The sequence below is a fragment of the Burkholderia sp. Bp9031 genome, assembly GCF_003857965.1.
Lineage (GTDB): Bacteria > Pseudomonadota > Gammaproteobacteria > Burkholderiales > Burkholderiaceae > Burkholderia > Burkholderia ambifaria_A.
In genome coordinates, this window is the sequence record NZ_QTPW01000021.1 from 119,512 (window position 1) to 129,811 (window position 10,300).

Genomic DNA, 10,300 nt, shown 5'->3' on the forward strand with positions numbered 1-10,300 from the left:
ATTCAATGAAGACGATTGCTGAAATCGTGAAGCTGGGCCCGGTCGTCCCGGTGCTCGCATTCGACTCGGTCGAGCAGGGCGAACACGTGTCGCGCGCGTTGCACGCGGGCGGCGTCAAGGTGCTCGAGATCACGCTGCGCACGCCGGCGGGCCTGGAAGCGATCCAGCGCGCGAGCCAGCTCGCGGACGACATCGTCGTCGGCGTCGGCACGATCACGAAGCCGGAGCACTGCGAGCAGGCGAAGCGCGCGGGCGCGAAGTTCGGCGTGTCGCCGGGCCTGACGAAGGACCTGCACCTTGCGTCGCTCGACGCGGGCCTGCCGCTGCTGCCGGGCGTGATGACGCCGAGCGACATCATCCAGGCGCTCGAATTCGGCTACGAGATCGTCAAGTTCTTCCCCGCGCAGCAGGCCGGCGGCGTGCCGATGCTGCAGGCGTTCCACGGCCCGTTCCCGGCGCTGAAGTTCTGCCCGACGGGCGGCATCACGGTCGACACCGCGCCGAGTTTCCTGAAGCTGCCGAACGTCGTGTGCGTCGGCGGTTCGTGGCTTACGCCGAAGTCCGCGCTCGCCGCGCAGGACTGGGCCGAAGTCACGCGCCTCGCGCAAGCTGCAAGCCAGCTCCACCGCTAAGACTTGTACGAAACGAACGTTTGACCCTCGGCAAGCAAGCGCTTAGTGCTTGTTTTACCGAGGGTTTTTGCTGATGGAACCGGTTCTATCCGTGGACCGTAAAGATAAGTAAAATTCAGCGTCCTCACGGGGTGGGTACCCCCCGTGTTTCGGAGACCTGCATAGCCGGGCATACTCGCAACAACTCGCCCGGTTTCGAACAATCCAAGGAGGAGTGCCACATGGGGGCTGTCCAAGGCAGCATGCTGCTCGTATTCACGCTGATCGCGATCGCCGCGCTGATCCTGATGATCGCGCGCTACAAGATCTACCCGTTCCTGGTGCTGATCATCGTTTCGTTGGGCCTGGGTCTCGTCGTCGGCATGCCGATGGACAAGATCGTCAAGTCGTTCGAAACGGGCACGGGCGGCACGCTCGGCCACATCGCGATCGTCGTCGGCCTCGGCACGATGCTCGGCAAGATGATGGCCGAATCGGGCGGCGCCGAACGGATCGCGACCACGCTGATCGACTGGTTCGGTGAAAAGAACATCCACTGGGCGATGATGTTCGTCGCGATCATCGTCGGCCTGCCGGTGTTCTTCGAAGTCGGCTTCGTGCTGCTGATCCCGATCGCGTTCAACGTCGCGAAGCGCACCGGCAAGTCGCTGCTCGTCGTCGGCCTGCCGATGGTGGCCGGCCTGTCCGTCGTGCACGGGCTGATCCCGCCGCACCCGGCCGCACTGCTGGCCGTCCAGCAATACGGCGCCGATATCGGCAAGACCATCGCATTCGGCCTGATCGTCGGCGTGCCGACCGCGATCATCGCCGGTCCGCTGTTCGCGCTGACGATCTCGAAGTTCGTGAAGCTGCCGGAAAACAATCCGCTCGCCGCGCAGTTCGTCGATACGCACACGGACGGTCGAAAGCGCGAACTGCCGAGTTTCGGCATCACGCTGTTCACGATCCTGCTGCCCGTCGTGCTGATGCTCGTCGGCAGCTGGGCCGATCTGGTGTTCGCGCCGAAGTCGCTGCCGAACAACCTGCTGCGCTTTGCCGGCAACTCCGACGTCGCGCTGCTGATCGCCGTGCTGGTGAGCTTCTTCACGTTCGGCAAGCTGCAGGGCTTCAACCGCGACCAGATCCAGAAGTTCTGCGGCGAGTGTCTGGCGCCGATCGCCGGCATCACGCTGATCGTCGGCGCGGGCGGTGGCTTCGGCGGCGTCCTGCGCGACAGCGGGATCTCGCAGCAGATCGTCGAGACCGCGAAACACGCGCACCTGTCGCCGCTGCTGCTCGGCTGGTTCGTCGCGGCGCTGATGCGTCTCGCGACGGGTTCGGCGACGGTCGCGATGACGACGGCCTGCGGCATCGTCGCGCCGATCGCGGCGGCGTCGGGCGCGGCGGTTCGTCCGGAGCTGCTGGTGCTCGCGACGGGCTCCGGTTCGCTGATCTTCTCGCATGTGAACGACGGCGGCTTCTGGCTGATCAAGGAATACTTCGGGATGACGGTCGGCCAGACGTTCAAGACCTGGTCGCTGCTTGAAACCATCATCTCGGTGCTCGGTCTGAGCTTTACGCTGCTGCTGAGCCTGGTTCTGTAACAAGGGGTAGTCAATGATTCTGATCGCAATGGGCGTGTCGGGCGCGGGCAAGTCGCGAATCGGCGAAATGCTGGCGGAACGCCTGTCGTGCAGCTATACCGACGGCGACGCGTTTCACAGCGCGGCGAACAAGGAAAAGATGCACAACGGCATTCCGCTGACCGACGACGACCGCTGGCCGTGGCTGCGCACGATCCGCGCGGCCATCGAGGAAAAGCAGCGTGCCGGCGAGATGGCCGTGTTCACGTGCTCGTCTCTGAAGCGGTCGTACCGCGACGTGCTGCGCGGCACCGACACCGACGTGCGGTTCGTGTATCTGAAGGGTTCGTTCGAGGTGTTGCACGAGCGCCTGAAGAGCCGCACCGGTCATTTCTTCGATCCGTCGCTGCTGAAGAGTCAGCTCGACACGCTCGAGGAGCCGGGCCCGGACGAAGCGATCGAGGTCAGCATCGAGCTGACGCCCGAACAGATCGTCGATCAGGTCATGCTGAAGATCGGCTTCGCGCAGCACTGAGCGCGGTTCGCGGCAATCGTCAGGCAAATAGCGAAAAAGGCACCTTCGGGTGCCTTTTTCGTTTCAGGTGCGCGGGCCGGTCAGGCCACGTGCGCGTGCTGGGGCGCAGCACGACGTCAACGCGTATCTGCTGACGCGGCTGAACACGGTGTTTCCGCAGCACGATGGCCGTTTCGCGCTCGACTCCTGCTGGAGCGGCGTCAGCGACTTCACGCTGAACGGCGCGACCGACAGCCGCAAGACCGACGGCCGCCTGCCGATGTACATGGTGCAGGGCTGGAGCGGGCACGGCGTCGCGCAGACGGTGCGGATCGGCAAGGCGATCTGCGACGACTTCGTCGGACGCAATGACGATTTCTCGATGCTCACCGGCATCGACCGTCGCGAGATTCCGCTCGGCCGGCAGTTATCGCCGATCGCGATTCCGGCCGCGAAAGCGGCGATGAGCGTGATGAGCGTGATGAGCGCGCTGAATCCGGGGCGGATGATCTCGTTCTGATCGGCTGCGGCAGGCAACAAAAAGCCCGATGCGATCGCTCGCATCGGGCTTTTTACGTGCGGAGACGGCGGCGCTTACGCGATCCGCTTCGCGAGTTCGACCGCCTTGCCGATGTACGACGCAGGCGTCATCGCGAGCAGGCGGTCCTTCGCGTCCTGCGGGATCGCCAGCGTGCCGACGAATTCCTGCAGCGCTTCGCGCGTGATGCCCTTGCCGCGCGTCAGTTCCTTCAGCTGCTCGTACGGGTTCTCGATACCGTAGCGGCGCATCACCGTCTGCACCGGCTCCGCGAGCACTTCCCAGCAGTTGTCGAGATCTTCGTTCAGGCGCTGCGGGTTCACTTCGAGCTTGTCGAGGCCGCGGATCAGCGAGTCGTACGCGAGCAGCGAGTAGCCGAGCGCGACGCCCATGTTGCGCAGCACCGTCGAGTCGGTCAGGTCGCGCTGCCAGCGCGACACCGGCAGCTTGTCGGCGAGGTGGCGCAGCGTCGCGTTCGCGAGGCCGAGGTTGCCTTCCGAGTTCTCGAAGTCGATCGGGTTGACCTTGTGCGGCATCGTCGACGAGCCGATCTCGCCGGCCTTCGTCTTCTGCTTGAAGTAGCCGACCGAGATGTAGCCCCACACGTCGCGGTCGAGATCGAGCAGGATCGTGTTCGCGCGGGCGACCGCGTCGAACAGCTCGGCCATGTAGTCGTGCGGCTCGATCTGGATCGTGTACGGGTTGAACGTCAGCTTCAGGCGGTTCTCGATCACGTCGCGCGAGAACGCTTCCCAGTCGAATTCCGGATAGGCGGAGAGATGCGCGTTGAAGTTGCCGACCGCACCGTTCATCTTGCCGAGGATCTCGACCTTCTCGATGCGTGCGATCGCGCGCGCGAGGCGCGCGGCGACGTTCGCCAGCTCCTTGCCGAGCGTCGTCGGGCTGGCCGGCTGGCCGTGCGTGCGCGACAGCATCGGCTGCTCGGCGTGCGCGTGCGCGAGTGCGACGAGGCGCTGGTAGACCGTGCGCAGCGCCGGCAGGATCACGTGTTCGCGCGCACCGGCGAGCATCATCCCGTGCGACGTGTTGTTGATGTCTTCGGAGGTGCACGCGAAGTGGATGAATTCGCTGGCCTTCTCGAGTTCGGCCTGGCCCTTCACCGATTCCTTCAGCCAGTATTCGACGGCTTTCACGTCGTGGTTCGTCACGCGCTCGATTTCCTTGATGCGCGCGGCGTCGTGCGCGGTGAAGCGCTCGGCGAGCTGCAGCAGGAATTGTTCGGACGCATCGGAGAAGCGCGGGACTTCCGCGAAGCCGGCGCGCGACAGCGCGATCAGCCAGTGCACCTCGACGGTGACGCGGTGGCGCATGAAGGCGGCTTCGGAGAGCCAGTCGCGCAGCGCTTCGGTCTTGCTGGCGTAGCGGCCATCGATGGGCGAGAGCGCGGTGAGGGCGAAAAGCGTATCGGGACGAGTGTCGGACATGATCGGGCGGGCCGTGGAGCCGGGGCAACGAGGGGGAGAAGAATCTGGCATTTTACCATTGGCGCGGGTCGATCCCGGCCGAACCGGTCCGGCCGCCGCGGGCGATCGGCGTGCAACCGGCGCCCGGGCGGCGCGGCAATGGCCTGCCGGCGGGCGCCCGCGCCGGCTCGCCCGGCTGCCTGCCACGCCGCCGGCCGGGCCCGCCCGCCGGTAGAATGCAGGCTTCTTCCCGACCGCCGCCCGCCGCGCCCGCCTGCATGGAACTGAAATGGCTCGAAGACTTCGTCTCGCTCGCGGAAACGCGCAGCTTTAGCCGGTCCGCCGAACTGCGGCACGTGTCGCAGCCCGCGTTCTCGCGGCGCATCCAGGCGCTCGAGGCGTGGCTCGCGACCGAACTGATCGACCGTTCGGTCTATCCGACACGGCTCACGCAGGCCGGCCAGATCTTCTACGAGCAGGCGCTGACGATGCTGTCGCAGGCGCACGAGGCGCGCACGCTGCTGCGCGGCCACGTCGGCGCGCCGGTGCCGACCATCGAGTTCGCGGTGCCGCACACGCTGTCGCTCACGTATTTCCCGCGCTGGCTGCAGCGGATCGAGGCGAAGATGGGGCAGGTCCATACGCGGCTGCGCGCGCTGAACGTGCACGATGCCGTGCTGTCGCTGGTCGAGGGCGGGTGCGACCTCGTGATGGGCTATCACCACCCGAGCCACCCGGTCGCGCTCGACCCGGCCCGCTACGACATGCTGGTCCTCGGCAGCGAGCCGATCAGCGCGTTCTCGGCGCCCGGTCGCGCGGGCCGGCCGCGCTACATGCTGCCGGGCACGGCCGATGCCCGCGTGCCGTACCTGTCGTATACGCCGAACGCGTATCTCGGCCGGATGACCGAAGTCATCGTTGCGAACGCACCGACGCGGCTGTTCCTCGATCGCGTGTACGAAACCGATATGGCCGAAGGGCTGAAGGCGATGGCGCTCGCGGGGCACGGCGTCGCATTCCTGCCGCACAGCGCGGTCGAGGACGCGGTGGCGAGCGGCCGCCTGATCCGGCTCGACCGTTCCGCGCGCAGCGGCACGCATCCGTTCACGCTGACGATGGAGATCCGCCTGTATTGCGACAAGCTCGCGCTGCAGGGCGACGACCCGCGCCAGAAGCTCGTGCGCGCGCTGTGGGACGTCGTGCGCGACGAATTGCGCGAAGCGGCCGATTGACGAGCTGACGAGCGCGGCCGCGCGTGCGTGCGTGCGCGCGGCTGACAGCGAGCTTGTGGTGCCTGTCGGACGGCTGTCCCGCGGGCATCCGGCGCATTTCCCGACGATTCTTCGCGGACGCGATGCACGACCGATCGCGCGCGTTCTTGCGCAAATCGACCGCGGATTTGCCAAAAATCCCGATCATGCAAGAAACGCATAATCGAATAAGCAAACGGCATTGGATAAAAAAAACGGGTTTTTCGACAATGTGCGCAATCCGTTGAACGTTGGAGTGTCCATGTCTTCGCAACTGCAGTCCATCCCGTCCTACCTTCACGCCGACGATCTCGGCCCGTGGGGCAACTACCTTCAGCAGGTCGATCGCGTCGCACCGTACCTCGGTTCGCTGTCGCGCTGGCTGGAAACGCTGAAGCGTCCGAAGCGCATCCTGATCGTCGACGTGCCCATCGAGCTCGACAACGGTACCGTCGCGCACTTCGAAGGCTATCGCGTGCAGCACAACGTGTCGCGCGGTCCGGGCAAGGGCGGCGTGCGTTACCACCAGGACGTGACGCTGTCGGAAGTGATGGCGCTGTCCGCATGGATGTCGGTGAAGAACGCGGCCGTGAACGTGCCGTACGGCGGTGCGAAGGGCGGCATCCGCGTCGACCCGCGCAAGCTGTCGCGCGGTGAGCTCGAGCGCGTGACGCGTCGCTACACCAGCGAAATCGGCATCATCATCGGACCGAACACCGACATTCCGGCACCGGACGTCAACACCAACGAACAGGTGATGGCGTGGATGATGGACACGTACTCGATGAACCAGGGCCAGACGTCGACCGGCGTCGTGACCGGCAAGCCGATCTCGCTCGGCGGTTCGCTCGGCCGCAAGGAAGCGACGGGCCGCGGCGTGTTCGTCGTCGGCTGCGAAGCGGCGAAGAAGAAGGGCCTGGAAATCGAAGGCGCGCGCATCGCGGTGCAGGGCTTCGGCAACGTCGGCGGCATCGCGGCGAAGCTGTTCCAGGAAGCGGGTTCGAAGGTGATCGCGGTGCAGGATCACACGGGCACGATCTACCAGCCGGCCGGCCTCGATTCGAACAAGCTGCTCGACCACGTGGCACGCACGGGCGGCGTCGCGGGCTTCGAAGGCGCGGAGCCGATGCCGAACGACGAGTTCTGGACGGTCGAAACCGACATCCTGATCCCGGCGGCACTGGAAAACCAGATCACCGAGAAGAACGCAGCGAAGATCCGCACGAAGATCATCGTCGAAGGCGCGAACGGCCCGACGACGACGGCGGCCGACGACATCCTGAGCGCGAACGGCGTGCTCGTGATCCCCGACGTGATCGCGAACGCGGGCGGCGTGACCGTGTCGTACTTCGAGTGGGTGCAGGACTTCTCGAGCTTCTTCTGGACGGAAGACGAGATCAACCACCGTCTCGAGCGCGTGATGCGTGAAGCGTTCGCCGGCGTGTGGGCGGTCGCGGAAGAGCACAAGGTATCGGTGCGTACGGCGGCGTTCATCGTCGCGTGCAAGCGCATCCTGATGGCGCGCGAAATGCGCGGCCTGTACCCCTGATCAGTCATTGCCGATCGGCGATCGGTTGACTACGATCGAAGCATGACGCAATCCACCCGATTGCGTGCATGAGCCTGCACGGGCGGTGCCGAATCCGGCACCGCCCGTGCGCGCATTCAGGCGCCGCGAGCGCGCCCGAAGCCGGGAGGACGGCTTCGCACAGGACGATTCGTAGTGCGGTAAACAACCAGTTCTTTCAAAAATATTACTTTGATACACTGGCTCGGGTTTTAGCCAAGGAGATGACCAAAATGAAATACCACAAGGCAGTCCTGATGGTCGCGGCGCTGTGCGCGTTCGCGAGCGGCGCGCATGCACAGGAGACCGGCACGCTGAAGAAGATCAAGGACACGGGCGTGATCGCGCTGGGCCACCGCGAATCGTCGATCCCGTTCTCTTACTATGACCAGAACCAGCAGGTCGTCGGCTATTCGCGCGAATTCCAGATGAAGGTCGTGGACGCGGTGAAGAAGAAGCTGAACCTGCCGAACCTGCAGGTCAAGAACATCCCGGTCACGTCGCAGAACCGCATCCCGCTCGTGCAGAACGGCACGGTCGACATCGAGTGCGGCTCGACGACCAACAACCTCGAGCGTCAGCAGCAGGCCGCGTTCTCCGACACGATCTTCGTGATCGGCACGCGCCTGATGACGAAGAAGGATTCGGGCGTGAAGGACTTCGCGGACCTGAAGGGCAAGACGGTCGTGACCACCGCCGGCACGACGTCCGAGCGCCTGCTGCGCAAGATGAACAACGAGAAGCAGATGGGCATGAACATCATCAGCGCGAAGGATCACGGCGACTCGTTCAACACGCTCGAGTCGGGCCGCGCGGCCGCGTTCATGATGGACGACGCGCTGCTCGCGGGCGAGCGCGCGAAGGCGAAGCAGCCGGGCGAGTGGGTGATCGTCGGCACGCCGCAATCGGAAGAGGCGTACGGCTGCATGATGCGCAAGGGCGATGCGGACTTCAAGAAGGTTGTCGACGACGCGATCTCGCAAGTCGAGAAGTCGGGCGAAGCCGCGAAGATCTACGCGAAGTGGTTCGAGAACCCGATCCCGCCGAAGGGGCTGAACCTGAACTTCCCGCTGTCCGATTCGATGAAGAAGCTGTACGCGAACCCGAACGACAAGGCGCTCGACTGACCACGCGGCCGTTGATGCAGAAATGACGCTACTGAAACGGAAGAGGCCACGCTTCTTCCGTTTCTTTTTGCTGGAGTCTTGCCCATGTCTTACCACTGGAACTGGGGCATCTTCCTGAGCCCCGTCTCGACCGGCGAGCCGACGACTTATTTCGGATGGCTGATGTCCGGCTTCTGGGTGACGATCGAAGTGTCGCTCGTCGCCTGGGTCATCGCGCTGATCGTCGGTTCGCTGTTCGGCGTGCTGCGCACGGTGCCGAACAAATGGCTGTCCGCGATCGGTACCGTCTACGTGTCGATCTTCCGGAACATTCCGTTGATCGTGCAGTTCTTCGTCTGGTATCTCGTGATACCCGAACTGTTGCCCGCGTCGATCGGCACCTGGATCAAGCAGTTGCCGCCGACCACGCAGTTCTTCACCGCGTCGATCATCTGTCTCGGCCTGTTCACGGGCGCGCGCGTGTGCGAACAGGTGCGCTCGGGGATCAACGCGCTGCCGAAGGGCCAGCGCGCGGCCGGCCTCGCGATGGGCTTCACGCAATGGCAGACGTACCGCTACGTGCTGCTGCCGGTTGCGTACCGGATCATCGTGCCGCCGCTCACGTCCGAGTTCCTGAACATTTTCAAGAACTCGGCGGTCGCGTCGACGATCGGCCTGCTCGACCTGTCCGCGCAGGCGCGCCAGCTCGTCGACTACACCGCGCAGACCTACGAGTCGTTCATCGCGGTCACGCTCGCGTACGTGATCATCAACCTCGTCGTGATGGCGTTCATGCGCTGGATCGAAGGCCGCACGCGGCTGCCCGGCTACATCGGAGGCAAGTGATGCATCAGTTCGACTGGAGTAGTATTCCCGGCGCGATACCGACGCTGTGGTCCGGCGCGATCGTCACGTTCAAGATCACGCTGATCGCGATCGTCGTCGGCATCGTCTGGGGCACGCTGCTGGCGCTGCTGCGGCTGTCGGGCGTGAAGCCGCTCGCGTGGTTCGCGAAAGCGTACGTGACGGTGTTCCGCTCGATCCCGCTCGTGATGGTGCTGCTGTGGTTCTTCCTGATCGTGCCGCAGGTGCTGCAGGGCGTGCTCGGGCTGTCGCCGACGATCGACATCCGGCTGGCATCGGCGATGGTCGCGTTCTCGCTGTTCGAAGCCGCGTATTATTCCGAGATCATCCGTGCCGGCATCCAGGCGGTGCCGCGCGGGCAGGTGAACGCCGCGTTCGCGCTCGGCATGAACTACGCGCAGGCCATGCGCCTCGTGATCCTGCCGCAGGCGTTCCGCGCGATGGTGCCGCTCTTGCTCACGCAGGCGATCGTCCTGTTCCAGGATACGTCGCTCGTGTACGTGATCAGTCTCGCGGACTTCTTCCGCACGGCCGCCAACATTGGCGATCGCGACGGCACGACCGTCGAGATGGTCCTGTTCGCGGGTGCATGCTATTTCGTGGTTTGCTCGGTGGCGTCTGCCCTCGTCAAAGGTCTCCAGAAAAAGGTCACAAGATGATTTCCATCAAGAACGTTTCCAAGTGGTACGGCCAGTTTCAGGTCCTCGCCGATTGCACGACCGAGGTCAAGAAAGGCGAGGTGGTCGTCGTGTGCGGTCCGTCGGGCTCGGGCAAGTCGACGCTGATCAAGACCGTCAACGGCCTCGAGCCGTTCCAGCAGGGCGAGATCCTCGTGAACAACCA

Annotated in this window: 10 protein-coding genes and 1 pseudogene; 10 read left to right on the top strand and 1 reads right to left on the bottom strand. The window is 64.7% G+C overall.

Features of this window, described 5'->3' with window-relative positions:
- Nucleotides 1-5 precede the first annotated feature (5 nt).
- The 4 genes and pseudogenes from eda to DIE15_RS24590 form a co-directional block, all read left to right on the top strand.
- A complete protein-coding gene (gene eda / locus DIE15_RS24570; protein WP_057926777.1) occupies nt 6-632 on the top strand; it encodes a bifunctional 4-hydroxy-2-oxoglutarate aldolase/2-dehydro-3-deoxy-phosphogluconate aldolase in 627 nt (208 codons plus the stop codon).
- A 221-nt stretch (nt 633-853) separates the two neighbouring features.
- The gene (locus tag DIE15_RS24580) at nt 854-2,215 is read left to right on the top strand and encodes a GntP family permease (protein WP_124834576.1); all 1,362 of its coding nucleotides are present in this window, start codon (nt 854-856) and stop codon (nt 2,213-2,215) included.
- Nucleotides 2,216-2,228: 13 nt separating this feature from the next.
- Entirely contained in the window at nt 2,229-2,729 is a 501-nt protein-coding gene (locus DIE15_RS24585) for a gluconokinase (RefSeq protein WP_057926775.1), read from the top strand.
- A gap of 78 nt (nt 2,730-2,807) precedes the next feature.
- Nucleotides 2,808-3,228: pseudogene (locus DIE15_RS24590) on the top strand (FAD-dependent oxidoreductase); the annotation flags it as partial.
- A gap of 74 nt (nt 3,229-3,302) precedes the next feature.
- Here DIE15_RS24590 and purB read toward each other — a convergent pair.
- Entirely contained in the window at nt 3,303-4,691 is a 1,389-nt protein-coding gene (gene purB, locus DIE15_RS24595; RefSeq protein WP_057926773.1) for an adenylosuccinate lyase, read from the bottom strand.
- Between the two features lie 257 nt (nt 4,692-4,948).
- Here purB and DIE15_RS24600 point away from each other — a divergent pair, with 257 nt between their 5' ends.
- The 6 genes from DIE15_RS24600 to DIE15_RS24625 form a co-directional block, all read left to right on the top strand.
- On the top strand, nt 4,949-5,902 hold the full coding sequence (locus DIE15_RS24600) for a LysR substrate-binding domain-containing protein (RefSeq protein ID WP_124834577.1): 954 nt from the start codon (nt 4,949-4,951) through the stop codon (nt 5,900-5,902).
- Nucleotides 5,903-6,182: 280 nt separating this feature from the next.
- Complete coding sequence (locus DIE15_RS24605; RefSeq protein WP_057926771.1) at nt 6,183-7,469, top strand: Glu/Leu/Phe/Val dehydrogenase; 1,287 nt, start codon at nt 6,183-6,185, stop codon at nt 7,467-7,469.
- 251 nt (nt 7,470-7,720) lie between these two features.
- Entirely contained in the window at nt 7,721-8,614 is an 894-nt protein-coding gene (locus DIE15_RS24610; protein WP_185734540.1) for a glutamate/aspartate ABC transporter substrate-binding protein, read from the top strand.
- 84 nt (nt 8,615-8,698) lie between these two features.
- Nucleotides 8,699-9,439, top strand: a complete 741-nt coding sequence (locus DIE15_RS24615; RefSeq protein WP_027788374.1) for an amino acid ABC transporter permease — start codon at nt 8,699-8,701, stop codon at nt 9,437-9,439.
- Nucleotides 9,439-10,116 carry a glutamate/aspartate ABC transporter permease GltK gene (gene gltK / locus DIE15_RS24620; protein WP_124834579.1) on the top strand — a complete coding sequence of 226 codons (678 nt, stop codon included), beginning with the start codon at nt 9,439-9,441 and terminating at the stop codon, nt 10,114-10,116. Before DIE15_RS24615 ends, gltK begins: the two co-directional genes overlap by 1 nt.
- A partial coding sequence (locus DIE15_RS24625) for an ATP-binding cassette domain-containing protein (RefSeq protein WP_148095691.1) occupies nt 10,113-10,300 on the top strand: 188 nt, incomplete at its 3' end. The genes gltK and DIE15_RS24625, both read left to right, overlap by 4 nt.

Coding starts and splice junctions, on each gene's coding strand:
- DIE15_RS24585 (WP_057926775.1), top strand. CDS start 2,229: ATGATTCTGATCGCAATGGGCGTGTCGGGCGCGGGCAAGTCGCGAATC.
- purB (WP_057926773.1), bottom strand. CDS start 4,691: ATGTCCGACACTCGTCCCGATACGCTTTTCGCCCTCACCGCGCTCTCG.
- eda (WP_057926777.1), top strand. CDS start 6: ATGAAGACGATTGCTGAAATCGTGAAGCTGGGCCCGGTCGTCCCGGTG.
- DIE15_RS24605 (WP_057926771.1), top strand. CDS start 6,183: ATGTCTTCGCAACTGCAGTCCATCCCGTCCTACCTTCACGCCGACGAT.
- DIE15_RS24610 (WP_185734540.1), top strand. CDS start 7,721: ATGAAATACCACAAGGCAGTCCTGATGGTCGCGGCGCTGTGCGCGTTC.
- DIE15_RS24600 (WP_124834577.1), top strand. CDS start 4,949: ATGGAACTGAAATGGCTCGAAGACTTCGTCTCGCTCGCGGAAACGCGC.
- DIE15_RS24580 (WP_124834576.1), top strand. CDS start 854: ATGGGGGCTGTCCAAGGCAGCATGCTGCTCGTATTCACGCTGATCGCG.
- gltK (WP_124834579.1), top strand. CDS start 9,439: ATGCATCAGTTCGACTGGAGTAGTATTCCCGGCGCGATACCGACGCTG.
- DIE15_RS24615 (WP_027788374.1), top strand. CDS start 8,699: ATGTCTTACCACTGGAACTGGGGCATCTTCCTGAGCCCCGTCTCGACC.